General features: G+C 42.8%; 11 protein-coding genes and 1 pseudogene. 8 read left to right on the top strand and 4 right to left on the bottom strand.

All coding sequences use genetic code 11. The annotated features are described in order from the left end of the window. Positions 1 to 11: 11 nt before the first annotated feature. The 5 genes and pseudogenes from FK178_RS09195 (at position 12) to FK178_RS09175 (ending at position 8787) form a co-directional block, all read left to right on the top strand. Complete coding sequence (locus tag FK178_RS09195; protein ID WP_146833894.1) at positions 12 to 1817, top strand: family 43 glycosylhydrolase; 1806 nt, start codon at positions 12 to 14, stop codon at positions 1815 to 1817. Between the two features lie 37 nt (positions 1818 to 1854). Further along, positions 1855 to 4121 (top strand): annotated as a pseudogene (bglX, locus tag FK178_RS09190) (beta-glucosidase BglX). A gap of 75 nt (positions 4122 to 4196) precedes the next feature. Continuing rightward, a complete protein-coding gene (locus FK178_RS09185) occupies positions 4197 to 5294 on the top strand; it encodes a formylglycine-generating enzyme family protein (protein ID WP_146833891.1) in 1098 nt (365 codons plus the stop codon). 11 nt (positions 5295 to 5305) lie between these two features. Further along, positions 5306 to 7105, top strand: a complete 1800-nt coding sequence (locus FK178_RS09180; RefSeq protein ID WP_146833888.1) for a family 43 glycosylhydrolase — start codon at positions 5306 to 5308, stop codon at positions 7103 to 7105. A gap of 23 nt (positions 7106 to 7128) precedes the next feature. Then, on the top strand, positions 7129 to 8787 hold the full coding sequence (locus FK178_RS09175) for a sulfatase family protein (protein ID WP_146833885.1): 1659 nt from the start codon (positions 7129 to 7131) through the stop codon (positions 8785 to 8787). Positions 8788 to 8863: 76 nt separating this feature from the next. Here the strand turns inward: FK178_RS09175 and FK178_RS09170 are convergent, their stop codons facing one another. The 4 genes from FK178_RS09170 to FK178_RS09160 all read right to left on the bottom strand — a co-directional run bounded on the left by FK178_RS09170 (position 8864) and on the right by FK178_RS09160 (position 13582). Then, complete coding sequence (locus FK178_RS09170) at positions 8864 to 10978, bottom strand: glycoside hydrolase family 2 TIM barrel-domain containing protein (RefSeq protein WP_240793808.1); 2115 nt, start codon at positions 10976 to 10978, stop codon at positions 8864 to 8866. 89 nt (positions 10979 to 11067) lie between these two features. Beyond that, positions 11068 to 11451, bottom strand: a complete 384-nt coding sequence (locus FK178_RS15655; RefSeq protein WP_240793807.1) for a sugar-binding domain-containing protein — start codon at positions 11449 to 11451, stop codon at positions 11068 to 11070. 4 nt (positions 11452 to 11455) lie between these two features. Further along, positions 11456 to 12640, bottom strand: coding sequence for a CehA/McbA family metallohydrolase domain-containing protein (locus tag FK178_RS09165; protein ID WP_168194581.1), 1185 nt, complete (start codon positions 12638 to 12640; stop codon positions 11456 to 11458). 36 nt (positions 12641 to 12676) lie between these two features. Continuing rightward, positions 12677 to 13582: an alpha/beta hydrolase gene (locus tag FK178_RS09160; RefSeq protein WP_146833878.1), complete on the bottom strand. Its 906-nt coding sequence runs from the start codon at positions 13580 to 13582 to the stop codon at positions 12677 to 12679. Positions 13583 to 13801: 219 nt separating this feature from the next. On the opposite strand from FK178_RS09160, the gene FK178_RS09155 reads away from it, so the two are divergent. The 3 genes from FK178_RS09155 to FK178_RS09145 all read left to right on the top strand — a co-directional run bounded on the left by FK178_RS09155 (position 13802) and on the right by FK178_RS09145 (position 16204). After that, positions 13802 to 14365 carry an RNA polymerase sigma factor gene (locus tag FK178_RS09155; protein ID WP_146833875.1) on the top strand — a complete coding sequence of 188 codons (564 nt, stop codon included), beginning with the start codon at positions 13802 to 13804 and terminating at the stop codon, positions 14363 to 14365. Beyond that, on the top strand, positions 14352 to 15098 hold the full coding sequence (locus FK178_RS09150) for a hypothetical protein (protein WP_146833872.1): 747 nt from the start codon (positions 14352 to 14354) through the stop codon (positions 15096 to 15098). The genes FK178_RS09155 and FK178_RS09150 overlap by 14 nt, the downstream gene beginning before the upstream one ends. Before the next feature lie 92 nt (positions 15099 to 15190). Then, complete coding sequence (locus FK178_RS09145; protein WP_146833868.1) at positions 15191 to 16204, top strand: hypothetical protein; 1014 nt, start codon at positions 15191 to 15193, stop codon at positions 16202 to 16204. Positions 16205 to 16233: the final 29 nt, after the last annotated feature.

The raw sequence follows: 16233 nt of genomic DNA, 5'->3' as shown, positions 1-16233 counted from the left end.
GACAGAAAACGATGAAATATTTTAAAAGAATTTTTACAATAACAGCTTTATTATGTAATGCCATTATTGCTGCACAGGAAGTAGTTCCTGCAACTTATATTAATCCTCTGGATATTGATTATACCTATATGGTCTATAATTCCAGTAAGAATATTTCCTACCGTTCGGGAGCAGACCCTGCCGTTATTGAATACCGCGGGGAATACTTCATGTTTGTTACCCGTTCTTTTGGTTACTGGCATTCCAAAGATCTTATTAACTGGACTTTCATTAAACCAAAACAATGGTTTTTTGAGGGGTCCAATGCCCCCACCGCCTTTAATTATAAAGATTCACTGGTATATTTTGCAGGTGATCCCGCAGGTTATGGCAGTATTCTTTATACTGATGACCCCAAAAGCGGGAACTGGACACCCACTGCATCCATAACCAACAATATTCAGGATTCCGAATTATTTATTGATGATGATGGAAAAACCTATTTGTATTGGGGCTCGTCAAATGTACATCCGCTTCGTGTGAAAATGCTCAATAAGGACGATCGGTTTATAGAAACCGGGGTAGAAAAAGAACTTTTCAACCTGGTTGAAGAAGAACACGGGTGGGAACGTTTTGGTGAAAACAATTTCCATCCAACCCTAAAGGAAGGATATATGGAAGGTGCCTCAATGACCAAACATAATGGAAAATACTATTTACAGTATGCCGCTCCCGGAACACAATTTAATGTATATGCAGATGCGGCATATATAGGTGAAACCCCGCTTGGGCCTTTTACCTACATGAAAAATAATCCCATGAGTTTCAAGCCGGGTGGTTTTGCCAACGGTGCAGGCCATGGTATTACGGTAAAACAAACCAATGGACAATACTGGCATTTTGCCACTGTGGCCCTGGCATCCAATTCACACTGGGAACGTCGCTTATCCATGTTTCCTACCTATTTTGATGAAGATGGCTTAATGTATACCAATACAAATTATGGGGATTATCCATTATTTGGCCCGGATCATCCCACGAAAGCCGGCCATCATAATGGCTGGATGTTACTTTCGTACAAAGGAAAAGCAACCGTCTCTTCTTCAAAAAAGCAGGTTAGAAAAAGCACTTCTACAGATGGGGATTTCGATATCACCGAAATGCCTTTGGAAAAAAATAACAGGGGTGAAATTGTTTCAAAGTTATTGACCGATGAAAGCCCAAAATCCTTCTGGGTGGCTGAAGCCAATAATGATAATCAATGGGTAAAGATCGAAATGCTTTCCCCCGGAAACATTTATGCTTTTCAATTGAATTTTCATGATGAGGAGTCGGCCATTTATACCAGAACTGAAGGTTTGCGCCATAGATTCACGGTTGAAGTTTCAGAGGATGGGGAAAATTGGAAAACGGTTATAGACAGAAGTAAAAGTTATAAAGATGCTCCAAACGCATACATACCACTAAATAAGCCTGTGGTGGGAAAATATGTGCGCTATAATAATGTTGAAGTTCCCGGGCAGAACCTCGCATTATCTGAGATAAGGGTATTTGGTAAAGGTTTGGGGAAGAAACCGGAAAAGGTGAAAGGGTTTAAAGTGTCCCGCGAACAAGACCGGAGAGATGCCTCTTTTAGCTGGAATCCTGTGAAAGGTGCACAGGGTTATAATATTCGTTGGGGTATAGCACCAGATAAATTATATCAATCCTGGTTGATCTATGATGTAAATGAGCATTTTATGCGCAACCTGGATCGGGATACCCAATATTACTTTAGTATAGAAGCATTCAATGAGAATGGAATTTCAGATAAAACTGAAGTTCAGGAAGTGAAATAAATAAAAGAAACTATCAATTATTTAAATTATAACTAACATGAAAAAATTTAATCTGTTTGTCGCTGTTCTGTTTTTTACAGGGCTTTCAAATCTCCAGGCCCAGGAAAGAATTCCACAGGTAGAAGAGCTACTTGCAAAAATGACACTCGAAGAAAAGATAGGTCAGCTCAATCTTTTAACCCCGGGAGGTGGTGTTGCAACCGGATCTGTGGTGAGTGAAGATGTGGAGACAAAAATCAAGGCAGGAAATGTGGGTGGAGTGTTTGGAGTTTCCAGTCCTGAAAGGGTTAGACAAGCCCAGGATCTTGCGGTAAAGAATTCCCGTCTTAAAATCCCACTTCTTATAGGGAGCGATGTGATTCATGGGTATAAAACCACTTTTCCTATCCCCCTTGGACTTTCGGCTAGTTGGGATATGGAATTGATAAAGGAAACGGCACAAATAGCAGCCAAAGAAGCCACTGCCGATGGTATAAACTGGAATTTTTCTCCAATGGTAGATATTTCGCGGGATCCCCGTTGGGGCCGCGTGGCTGAAGGTGCAGGGGAAGACCCGTACCTGGGTTCACAAATAGCAAAAGCAATGGTGAAGGGATATCAGGGAGAGGACTTATCAAGGCCTGAAACTATGATCTCTACGGTAAAACATTTAGCGCTTTATGGGGCTGCCGAAGGTGGGCGTGATTACAACCGTGTGGATATGAGCCGTGCCAAGATGTTCAATGAATACCTGCCTCCATATAAGGCTGCGGTAGATGCCGGAGTTTGGAGTGTTATGACTTCCTTTAATGATATAGATGGCGTACCTGCTTCAGGTAATAAATGGTTGCTAACAGATGTGTTGCGTGAGCGTTGGGGATTCCAGGGATTTGTGGTATCTGATTATACCTCGGTAAACGAAATGATTGCTCATGGATTGGGTGACTTACAGGCTGTTTCGGCTTTGGCAATCAATGCCGGGCTGGATATGGACATGGTTGGGGAAGGATTTCTAACCACCCTTAAAAAATCTGTTGAGGAAGGAAAAGTTTCAGAAGAAACCATAACTACAGCTGCCAGAAGGATTCTTGAGGCTAAACACAAACTTGGTTTATTTGAGGATCCTTACAGATACTCTGATGAACGCCGGCCAAAAAAAGATATTCTCACAGCAGCTAATCGCGCAAAGGCTCGGGAGGCAGCAACAAAATCTTTTGTGCTGCTAAAAAAACATAACAATACCCTTCCAATTTCAAAAAATGCGAAGATTGCCTTAATTGGTCCCCTCGCAAATAACAAGAATAATATGCTTGGAACCTGGGCTCCAACCGGGGATCAACAACTTTCCATCCCATTGCTGGAAGGTTTCAAAAATGTTGCACCTAATGCCAGCATAACTTATGCAAAAGGAGCTAATATAAGCGATGATTCTACCTTCGCGAAAAAAGTAAATGTTTTTGGGCCGCGTATAGAAATTTCAAAAGAATCTCCGGATCAATTGCTGAAGGAGGCTATGGCAGTGGTTGCTAAGGCCGATGTTGTGGTAGCTGTAGTAGGCGAAGCTTCAGAAATGAGCGGGGAAGCGGCGAGCCGAACTGATATTTCAATTCCTGAAAGTCAGAAAAAATTAATAAGGGAATTAGCGGCAAGTGGAAAACCTGTTGTTTTGGTTTTAATGAGTGGAAGACCTTTAACTATTCCGGAAGAAATGGAACTTCCGGTAAGTATCCTGCAGGTATGGCACCCGGGTGTGGAGGCAGGAAATGCTGTGGCCGATGTTGTTTTTGGAGATTATAACCCATCAGGAAAACTTACAGCAACCTGGCCGGTAAATGTTGGACAGATCCCTATTTATTACGGAATGAGAACAACCGGAAGACCGGCTCCTTCTGCTAAGTTTGAGAAATTTAAATCTAATTATCTCGATGCTCCAAATGCCCCATTGCTGCCATTTGGATATGGGCTTAGCTATACAGAATTTGAATATTCCAATGTGAAGGTGAGTAATTCTACACTTTCAGAAGGTGGGAGCATTACCATTTCTGCTACAATAAAAAACACTGGCAATTATGCCGGAGCAGAGGTAGTACAATTATATACTCATGACAAGGTAAGGTCTTTAACCCCCCTATGAAGGAATTAAAAGGTTTTAAAAAGATCTTTCTTGAAAAAGGTGCTTCTCAAACGGTGAACTTTGAGATCACTACAGAGGATCTTAAATTCTATAACAATGAAGAAGAGTTCATCTTTGAACCGGGAGAATTTGAATTTTTTGTTGGCGGAAGTTCTGATGGTGAATTTACAGGTAGCTTTACAGTAAAGTAGAGAGTAACAATTTTTAGGATGCTCCTCTGGAAAAGCCCTGCCTTTTTGGAGGAGCATTTTTTTATAAATTAATGAATGATTAAAACCCGATGCATTTATTGGCTAATTGCGGTACTCCTCTTTGGATGTAAGGAAAACAGGGAGCAAGAGGAACCTGTGCCTGATGAAAAGTATGAGGCCACAGAGCAGCCCCGAGACCTTGAAGTTCCCCATGGAATGGTATGGATCCCGGGCGGCGTAATCCGGCAGGGAGCAACCCAGGAGGATAAACAGGCGATGGGTCATGAAAAACCTTCCCACCCTGTGTATGTCGATGGTTTCTTTATGGATGAAACTGAAGTGACCAATCGGGAATATGCCCAGTTTATAGAAGCCACAGGCTACATTACCCTGGCAGAAAGAGAAATTTCCTGGGAAGAATTGCAGGAGCAATTACCACCCGGCACTCCAAAACCGGCAGATTCACTCCTGCAGCCGGGTTCCCTGGTTTTTAATAAACCGGAGGGGAAGATCAACGATCCTCACGATTTCACCCGCTGGTGGGTTTGGAAGATAGGAGCCAGCTGGAAGCAACCGGAGGGTTCCGGGAGTTCTATAGAGGGCCGGGAAGACCACCCCGTTGTTCATATAGCTTATGAGGACGCCGTTGCTTACAGTGAGTGGGCCGGACGCCGCCTTCCAACGGAGGCCGAATGGGAATTTGCCGCCAGGGGCGGGGAGGAAAATTCACGGTTTAGCTGGGGTGATGATGAGAGCGTTTTGGAAGAAAGAGCAAATACCTGGACCGGGGAATTCCCTGTCAATAATAATGAAGCCGATGGATTCGAAGGCAGCGCCCCGGTAGAATCATTTCCTCCCAACGCTTATGGCCTCTATGATATGGCCGGGAATGTATGGGAGTTCACTTCAGATTTTTATGACCCGCAGTATTACCGGAAATTATTGGATAAGGGAGTGGCAGAAAATCCGCAGGGGCCAGAGAATGCTTACAAAGGATATAATCCCAATTTAAACGCAAAGGTCATAAAAGGAGGTTCCTATCTATGTCACGCCTCTTACTGTGCCAGTTACAGGGTATCGGCAAAGATGCCACAAACCATGGATTCATCGCATGGGCATCTGGGATTTCGAACCGTAGCAACGCCTAATATGTTGAGGAAGAAGAATAATTAAAATTTAAACCTATGAAAAAGTTAAGCATCTTTATACTAATCACAGGTTTGGCTCTTTCGGGATTTAGTCAGAACCTACCCGGGAGTCGTGAATACACCACCTATTGTAATCCTATAGATATCGATTATACCTATGTGGCCCATAACTCCTATACCGGGGTTTCCTACAGGGCCGGGGCAGATCCCGCGGTGATCAATTTCAAAGGAAAATATTTTATGTTCGTTACCAGGTCCTATGGCTATTGGATGTCAACTGATATGAGCAACTGGGAATTTATCACCCCTCAGGGCTGGTATTTTAACGGAAGCAATGCTCCGGCAGCGGCTGTACACGGCGATAAGGTGATCGTGGCCGGTGATCCCTCCGGAAGGATGGCGGTGATCCACACTGAGACCCCTGAAATTGGCGACTGGAAAACTTCTTACAGCGTCCTTCCTATCTCCATTCAGGATCCGGCCCTCTTAGTAGATGACGATGGGAAGGTCTACCTGTATGAAGAATCTTCTAACGTACATCCCATATATGGGGTAGAGCTGGATCCCGAAAACAATTACCTGCCAAAAGGGGAGCCTAAAGCTTTAATAAGTTTACATCCTGAGAAGCACGGCTGGGAAAGATTTGGACAGGATCATTCTTCAGAAATGAAGCCCTACCTGGAAGGGCCGTGGATGACCAAACATAATGGTAAGTACTATCTGGAATACGGGGCTCCGGGTACAGAATTCAATGTGTATGCAGATGGGGTTTATACGGGCGACCATCCCCTGGGGCCATTTGAATACGCCCCTTATAATCCAGTTTCATACAAACCCGGGGGGTATGTAACGGGTGCAGGACACGGCAGTACTGTAAGGGATAACCATGGCAACTACTGGCATTTTGCCACCATGCCAATTGCCGTGAATTACAAATTTGAACGCAGGATTGGCCTGTTTCCGGCAGGCTTTGAGAAGGACGGGCAAATGTATGTTAATACCGCTTATGGAGATTATCCGCATTTTTTACCAGATACAGAGGTAAAGGATCATAAACACCGCTTTAGCGGGTGGATGCTCCTGTCTTATGGAAAGAAGGCAACGGCCAGTTCTGTAGTAAATGATACAGTAAGGCAACAGGTTATTGGTCCGGAAATGAAAGCAATTATACGGGCAAGCGATAAGGGTTTTGGTCCGGCCAATTTGGTAGATGAACAAATAAGCACTTTTTGGGTGGCAAACGGCAATGATGAAAGCATGCAGGCGACGGTAGACCTGGGAGAGGTAATGCAGGTAAAGGCCCTGCAGATAAACTTTCAGGAATTTAATGCAGCTGTTTTTGGCAGGGCCCCGGGTTTAAAACATCAGTTTAAGATCGAATCCTCCACAGACGGGGGAAATTGGAGTGTTTTGGTAGATTATTCCGGGAACGAGCGGGACCAGCCACATGCCTATATCGAACTCGAAAAAGAGACCGATGCCCGTTACCTGAAATACCGGAATGTTGATACACCCAATGAATACCTGGCGCTTTCCGGTTTTCGGGTCTTTGGAAAGGGCTATGGCAAAGCCCCTGCAACTCCTGAAAATATCCAGATTGACCGCAATACAGATCGGCGTAATGCTACTTTAAAGTGGGAGCCCGTAAATGATGCAATGGGATATGTTATCTTTTGGGGAATTGAAGAGAATAAGCTGAATAATTCTGTTATGATGTATGACAGGACCAATTATGAGCTGAGAGCTCTAAATACAGATCAGGCCTATTACTTCCAGGTGGAAGCCTTTAATGAGAACGGGGTAGGGCAGAGAAGTAAACCGGTGAAAATAAAATAATTGACTTTATAAAAATCTGTTTTATGTACATTAAACTCAAAATACCGCAGCAATTAATTTTCCTTTTCCTTATTTCCCTGCCATTTTGCACTGTGACAAACGCCCAGCAGAAGAAGATGGAAAAAGACCGCAGCGCCCCAAATGTTGTTTTCATTCTGGCAGATGATGTTGGATATGGCGATCTGGGAATAGACGGAGGTAAAGTTCCAACACCAAACATAGATAAACTGGCAAAACAAGGCATCAGGTTTACTGATGCGCATTCCCCGGCAGCTTTGTGTGCTCCATCCAGATTTAGCCTGTTAACCGGAAGCTATCCTTATAGAAATGGTAGAGCCGGGGGTAGCTGGGATGTCAATAACAGCAGCGGATTTAGTCATAACGGAAACAGGACAAAAGCGGGGCGCCATATAACCGTGGGTGAGATCCTTCAAAAGGCGGGATATAAAACCGCATTCTTTGGAAAAATGCACCTTGGAGGTGATGTCTTTGACGAAAAAGGGAATGTAATACGTGAGAAAGATAACCTCAATATAATGGATTACAGCCGCGGGGTGAAAGATAACCTGAATGATCACGGGTTTGATCACTGGCTGGGGCTGTTAAGCGGAATTCAACATGAACCCTATGCCTATTTTGAAAACGGAAAATATGTTCCTGTTGATCCACAAAAACCAGCAGATAACTCCAGTACCCGATTATTAACAAATGGATTTTACCGGGTAAGTAATAATGGTTTAAGTGAAATTGTTGAAGCAGGAAAAGTGCCTGCACGGGGTGATGTAGACTATGATTCCAGCCAGGCAGGGATCATTTTTACAAATGCTGCCATAGATTTTATAGACGGGCACCTTAAGGAAAATAAACAAACAGGGAAAGATCAGCCGTTTTTGCTGTATTTCTCTTCCCAGGCAATACATGTGCCTCATACCCCGCCATTTGATTTCGACGGCGATCCATCAACTATAGATGAGCAGGTGTACGGAGTGACAGGAGCCATGACATCAGATGTTCTTTATGAGCTGGACCTGCAGGTAGGTAAAATTCTTGCAAAGCTGGAAGAAGAGGGTATTGCAGATAATACCCTTATAATCTTCACAAGTGATAATGGCGCATTATGGCCTGCCATTACTCGCTATGGCAATCCTGAACATGATAATAACGGGCCGCTAAGGGATTATAAAGCCTCCATTTATGAAGGTGGTCACAGGGTTCCTTTCATAGCGAAATGGGGCGATGGAACGTTAGAAGGTTCGGTGATTTCTCCGGGTTCTGTTTCAAATCAATTGATCATGGGCCATGATTGGGTTGCCACAATGTATGAACTAACCGGGCAAAACATGGAGGAAGACCAGGCTATGGACAGTTCATCTCTGTTGCCAATTTTTAAAGGTTTACAAAACGAAGAAGATCCGCTGCACGAATTTGTACTTTACCAGGCAGGTTTTGCATATGATGGTGCTATAAGAGAAGGAAATCTTGTTTTAATGGTGGACCGTAATAATAAAGCTACAGAACTTTATGATCTCGCAAATGATCTTGGGCAGGAGAAGAACCTTATAACGGAGTCGAAGTTCAAGGAAACAATCACGAGGTTAAAGGATAAATTCCTGCATTACAACGCTCATGATAATGATGTTATAACCCCAAGAACTACAAAAGCCTTTGTGGTTAAAAAATAATTTGAAATAAAAATATTTAAAAAGGAATACAAAGCGGGAAAAATGAATTGTGATTTCATTTTTTTCCGCTTTGTATTTATTCTTTTTCCAATTTTATCCCGGACAAAAGGCTCCTTCCTGCATTTTCCGGCAATTCCACCTGTATCCCCTTATCCGCGGCCTTAACCCTGTAAGATTTCTCCACTGCCCGAATCCTGCCATAATCCCGGGCCAGGTTAAGGTCCCTGGAAAACAGGGTCCCGTTAATTCTCACATCGAAACTCCTTAAGCCTGAAATTTCCTGCTTTTGGGCATCGCTGAGGTTATAGATGTTTTCTTCGGAAGCGTTGAATTCAGGATCTGCGAAAAGCAGGGTGACACGGTAATCCCCTTTTGGAACATCAAATCTGTAGGCTTCGATTCCCTTTCTCATAGTTTGAAAAAGTGGATCATTTTCGGTTCCCTGAATATCTGAAGCGGTTCCCTGGAATTTATTTTTATCCCGCTGGTAGACTTCCCCGCCAACAAATCCAAATCCTCCTGTTTTATATTCGTGGTCGCTTATCCAGGTCTCCCCGGTTAAAGGATCTGTATAATTAACATGGGCCCCCACATTAATAGTAACAGGTTGTTTTCCTATATTTTCCAGCAGATTTTTCCTGAATTTCACTTCAATTTCCCGGTTATGGAAAGTGTCTCCGGCAATAGCAGTTAGCCGGTGTTTTCCTTCAGGAAGGCTGATCACGAATTCGGCCATGCCATCCACTACTTCTGAGGGAAATTCTTGTTCCCGGGTTTGTAGGCTTACCTTATCCTGATTGGTGAAAATGATGATCTTCACTTTTTCATTTTCATCTTCGGGATACCTGGTTTGATAATGTTCCCCGGATATATAGACCATAGGTTCCTCAAGCAATCTCGCCTGGTAGTAATAATAAATATCTTTTTTACTGCGATCTATATTCACCAGTCCTTTCTGATTGATGTAAGGTGCAGCGTCCTGCCGGAAGGATGAACCAAAATCGGCAAAGTTCCATGCCGTCATCCCAAATACGAAATCCCGTTCCAAAACCTGGTTAATATAACTACGGTGTAATTTTAGTTGGTAAGCTTCGCTGTAATCCCAGGGCAGGGGAGTATCGGTTTGCAGGCGCACATCTGCCCCCGGGCCGTATTCCGAGATAAAGAGAGGGCGGTTAGGATAGCGCCGGTGCTGCTCATCCAGGAACTCTCCGAAACTTTCCAGCCCCGGGGAGTACCAGCCAAAATAGAGGTTCCAGCCAATTACATCTGTAATATCTGCAATGCCAGATTCGTTGTACAATTCATTTTCATGTAAGGCCATAACGCTTAATCGCTGCGGATCCAGGCGCTTTGTTTCTTTCTCCAGTTTTTCTGCCAGTTCCACAGATGTCCGAATTTTTTCTACTTTTTCCTCTTCGGTGATCTGGTTGTTGAACACCAGCCTGATGAAGATCTCATTCATTATTCCCCACATCACAATAGAGGGATGGTTATAGAATTGCAGGATCTGTTCGCGTTGCATTTTGAGGGAAATATCGTGGTAGGCATCGGTATCTGTCACATCATTGATCACAGGAACTTCTGTCCACACCAGCAAACCGAGTTCATCACAAATTTTATAAACTTCGGGGTCCTGCGGGTAATGGGCAGTCCTTATCACGTTGCTCCCCATTTCTTTCATCATCTCATAATCCTTGCGGTGCAGGCTGTTTGGCAGCGCATTTCCCAGCCCTTTAAAGTCCTGGTGGCGGTTTGCGCCTATCAACTTAATTGGCTCCCCGTTAAGGATAAATCCCCTTTCTGTATCAACTTCAAACCAGCGTAGCCCGAACCTGGAAGAGTAAGTATCCAAAATTTTTGAACCATTTAGAATCCTTGCCTCCAGCTGGTATAAGTTTGGAGCATCTACAGACCATAAAACAGGATTCTTGATTTGATGTTCAAAGATCAATTCCCGTGTTTCGGAAGCTTTAAGATTTACATTTTTACTGAGCGTTTTAATTGAGTTTGAAGAGGGATCAAATATCTCAACTTCGATTCTGGCTGTTGTATTTGAGCGGCTGCTGTTAATTACTTTGGCTTCAACTTTTATACGGGCATTTTCCTTGGAAACATCTGTTGTCTTTATAATTAAATTTCCCGCAGCTTCATTTTCCAGTTCAAAGTGAACAGGAGCGGTAACTATCAATTCCAGGTCGCGATAGATTCCCCCGTAGAAGTTAAAGTCGGCATCCAGGGGAGGAATATCCAGGTTATGAGAATTATCAACTTCGATCTTTATTTTATTTTCCTCCCCAGGTTTAAGGGCTTCAGAAATTTCAAAAACAAAGCCGGTATATCCCCTCGGTGTTCCCCTATTGGTTGATCATTCACAAAAACTGTAGTAACCTGATTGCTCCCTTCAAATTTTAAAAAAATACGTTGATCTTTCCACGCTGGAGAAGCAAAAAGGGTCTTTGAGTAAGTTCCCTTTCCCCGATAATATTCCTTACCATCCCGAAAGGCATCTTCTGCATTCCAGGTATGCGGAATATTTACAATTTCTTTTTTATCATTTTTTTCCAGAGAAAATTCCCAACCCGAATTAATGGTTTGCACCTGTCTCTGGCCTACCACCAATGAGGAAAGAAGAAGTGTAATAAGTATTATCAAATTTTTCATATCCTTAATTTTCAGTAAGAAAAGGTTGGGTCCAGGCAACTTCCACATCTCCTTCCATATATGGATTTTCTTTTAGCTTGCTGGAGGTGATCTTTGCCCTTACATATAAATGATCTTTTGGCAGCGTATAAGAAGCGCATGATCCTTCAACAGTTTTTACAGATTTTGCCCGGGAATTATCTTTATGTGCGGTTATGAACTCTGTGGTATAGGTAACCCCTTCTTCCGCCTTTATAGTGACCGAAAGTATATTGTTCTCAAACCTGATGTTATCCAGCACAACTCCTGTAGAAGAATAAAAATCTCCAGCCTCCATGGCTTCAATAAGGGAGTGGGGGTGCAGCCTGTCACTTTTTACCATCACCCAGCCGCGGCCGGCGTTGCTGTATTTGCTGCCAAATTTATGGTAATGGTGGCTGTCATCTGTCGCCAGTCCGTACATTATGGGTTTCCCGGTGTTCAGGTAGGCAATATTTATCTGGTCCCACATTTTCTCTGTGCTGTCGTGAATGCTGTCGCCGTAGTTATTTACATAAGGATGGCCATTGAAGACCTCAAAAAAACGCTCCCCGTCTATCTGGATAATATCTTCAGCAGTGATGGCATAAGTGAAATTGGGATGGTTAAGGTGCTGTAAGATAGGCTCACCCGTGCGTTCACTTTGTTCCCTTATGGCATTAAGGTTATTTTGGATAAGTTCAACTATGGTATTGCCTTTCTGGGGCTCAATATATTCCTGAATATTTATGGCGCCCATATGTACGGCTTTGTCCTCAAGATAGGAAGTTACCTCCTCTGCCCGGAAGATCATAAACTTTTCATCCTCTTCGAAAAGTGGGCGGAATTCACTAAGGCCTTTAAGTTTTACGTGGGTGCCGGTAGAATCCTTCCGGTACTGCACCCAGTCTTCTCCATATTGGTTCAGATATTCCCTGAATGCATTCTGGTAAAGAGTATCCCTGGGAATGGTTTTCCATTTCTCTCCTTCGGCAATGGTATTATGGTCGCTAAGGGCAACGAAATCATAGCCTTTATTCTTATACCATTGCATGATCATTTCAGGGAATTCATCGCCGTCACTCCAGTATGAGTGGGTGTGTAAATTTCCTTTGTAATATTTTTCTTCCTGCGCTACAGAACTTGTAGAAGCAAGGATTAGAACTAAAAGTAGAAGTAGTAGGGGTTTCATAAATTGGGTCAGGTGGTTTGTTATAATTAAATTTTATTATTCAGAAATTTTCACATTTTGTTGCAGGTTTTCACCATTGAGGAAAACCTTGTGAAAAAAGCTGAAAACTTCCGGCAGGTAATCAAAGGGCATTCCTGAATGTTCATGTCTTCCACCCTCAAAACTATAGAGGAGAAAGGAGGAGTCCAGTTCTCTTAACCTTTCTGCAATAGTTTTAGAGCCGTCCAGGATGATATAACCCGGTTTGTCGCGGTCACACCAGTGATGGGGACCTGTACCATACGGCACCAGGTTATCCTCTGTGCCATGAAAGAAAACACCGGGAACCGCATTTTCCCGGGTAATATATCTGGCATCCACGATGGCACCGGCGAGGGAGAAAACTCCTATAAAATTTACATCTTCGTATTTAGAGAGATCATCAAACATAAGCCGTTCATTATAAACAGCGTTAAGTACCGCTTCGGCACCGGCGCTGCTACCGCCAACGATAACCCGCGAGGGATCAATGTTATATTTGGATCTATTCTTCAGCATAAAATTGACAGCATCCATAAAATCTTCTGCAGCGAGCCGGAAGGTTTTCATTTTGCCTTCCGCTTCATAATCACAACCAAAAGACTGGCCTTTACGGGTAAGCCGGTAAGAGATCTGGACCGCGACATAACCTTTCCTCGCGGCGGCTTCCGCAAATTTGACCTCGGCTTCATTGCTGCGGGTCCCGCCTGCGAATCCGCCGCCGTGCATGAAAATAATAAGAGGCCTCGCCTGAACAGTATCTTTTGCCGGACTGTAGATATCGAGTTTTAGTTCCTGGCCACTTTTAACCGAGTAGATCTTGGTTTGAAGAGGGGCAACCTCGAAAAGGTCATTCAGATAACGTTCCTGGGTAAAAGCATGGGTTGTAAATAAAAAAAAGAAGAGATAAAATGCAGTTTTCATAGGGCAATACATTAAAAGTCCAAGATAAGTGTTTTAGACAAAAAACCCGGTTGGGAAGCTGCTTTTTACCTAATTATTGGAGTAGTCTTTTCGGAGGTACCTCGCAGAAGAAAATTAAAAAAATAATCCCGGGAAAAGAATTTTGAAAAAAAATCCGGTAGCCGGGCAACCTTTTGTAATTTTCATGCGTCTTTATAATAGAAGGCTAATTTAATCCCGGTGAAAGTTATACCCTTATTCAAAAACGAAACGCAGTTAATTGCCCGGGCAGCTAAAAACCACCGGCCCTCACAGGAACGTCTGTTTTTGAAATACTCCCCAAAAATGTTGAGTGTGTGCAGAATGTATATAAAAGATATGCATTACGCAGAAGATGTAATGCTCAACGGATTTTTTAAGGTCTTTAAACACCTTGAGGATTTTAGAAATGAAGGAAGTTTTGAAGGTTGGGTTAGGAGGATAATGATTCGGGAATCTGTTTCATTTCTTCGTAAAAGAAATGAATTTGAATTCAAGGAGGAGGAGGTTGAAAATAGCTTGGATAGTTTTAACAATATCCAGGCAGATATGGATGCCGAACATATTCAGCAGCTTATAGATGAATTGCCGGAGGGTTACAGGGTGGTATTCGTGATGTATGCGATTGAGGGTTATAAACACCGGGAAATTTCCAAAATACTGAATATTTCCAGCGGCACCTCAAAATCGCAGCTCTTCAAAGCCAGGAAATTATTGCAGGAGAAGTTAGAGATTCAAAAAACAGCGGGTTATGGGACAACATAGGGTTGAAAAGCAGTTTAAAGATAAGCTTGGGCAACGGGAAATAAAGCCGGTTGATAATAGTTGGAATAAACTTAAGTTTAAATTGGATAAAGAAGAAAAAAGCAGGCAGCCGGTTTTTTGGTGGATTGGGATCGCGGCAAGCCTGCTGGGTGGTTTATTAATAGCCGGCCTGGTATATTTTACCGGGCCGGATGAAAGCCCGGTAATAGTTGGAACTCCTTATGAAGCAGCTCCTGAAACCAATGCTTCGGAAGAATTGATCCTTCCGGTGGCTGGGAATAAAAATAATTCTCCAGAAATAAAAGCTGAGGTAATTGCTGCAGAAGAAGAAAAAAACAATGCATCTGCTGCGCCGGATATCCGCAAAACTTTTATAGCAGCTGAAAATATCGGGGATCAACAGAAGGAAAAGGAGTTGGCGCAGGGAAGTATTCCGGAATATAAGGAAGAGGCGATACTCGCGCAAAAACTGGAAGAAATCCTTGCTGAAACTGAATTAAGTGAAACTGAAGATGGCATTTCTTTAGAAATTGAAGCATTGCTTCGAAATGCCGCAAATGAAATAAGTCAGGACAAGCAAAATGCGGGTATAAGCTCCCGTGTAGATGCCCGGGAACTCTTGTATGATGTGGAAATGGAATTAGAGCAGTCTTTCAGGGAAAAGGTTTTTGACGTCCTTAAAGAGGGATATCTTAAGGCAAAAACCGCGGTGGCAAACCGGAATCTTCAATAAAGCATGATCATCATTTTTTAATAATTATTCATCAATCTGAACCGCGAATGCCTCCGGAAGGAGGCAGGAACGGCTCATCAATCAAAAACAACATGAAAACAATTACAGTAATTTTATGCCTGTTAACAGCCAGCTTTTATATGCCTCAATTGCAGGCACAGGAGGAGACAAACCCTGAAAAAATTGAAAGACTGGAACAACAAAAAGAACAGATAATTACCGAAGAAAAAGAAGCCCTTCGTAAAACTGTAGAGAGCATTAATATCAAACTTGAAAATAATGAGATCACCCGTGAGGAGGCAGACCGCCTTAAGGAAGAAGCAGCAAAAAAACATGCGCTTAATATAGAAAACAGAATTGCGATCCTGGAAAATGAACTGGCCTGGCTCTTAAGGAATGAAGACGAGAAGGAGGAGAGTTCTCATCGCAGGAAACATCATAAAGAAGAGCGCGGTAAGAAAATTTATTACAGGACTACCACCCATTTATTGCTGGCTGCAGGATTTAATAATGCACTGGAAAGCGGACAAAGTATTAATGATACCGATTTTAAACCGGCGGGCAGCAGATTTTTTGAAATCGGCATGGTATGGAAAACCCGGGTTTTTGAAAATTCAAATTGGCTTAGGTTGCGTTACGGGGTTTCTTTTCAATTTAATGGCCTTAAACCCACAGATAACAGGATATTTATTGAAGAAGGAGAAAACACCTTTCTGGAGGAATATACGTTAGACCTTGATAAATCGAAATTCAGAATGGATAATTTAGTAGTTCCGGTACATTTCGAATTTGGGCCATCAAGACGGGTTGATACAGATTCCAAAACCTGGTTTTCAACATCAAATAAGTTGAAGATTGGACTGGGAGGTTTCGCGGGCTTTAATATTGGGGAACGCCAAAAACTTAAATATGAAGAAAACGGGGAAAAAGTAAAAAGAAAATTAAAAGGGGATTATAATACCAATGACCTGGTGTATGGTTTAAGCGGATATATGGGTTGGGGCAGCTCTGCCCTGTATGTGAAATATGATCTCAATCCTATCTTTAAGAATCCAAACCCCGAATTGCATAATATATCTGTAGGTTTGAGATTTGATGTGGAATAAATACTTATAAAATTCCCGGGAAAATATGT

The organism is Antarcticibacterium arcticum (assembly GCF_007993795.1).
GTDB lineage: Bacteria > Bacteroidota > Bacteroidia > Flavobacteriales > Flavobacteriaceae > Gillisia > Gillisia arctica.
The sequence above is the reverse complement of the archived record's forward strand: the minus strand, read 5'-3'. Positions and strand labels throughout refer to the sequence as shown.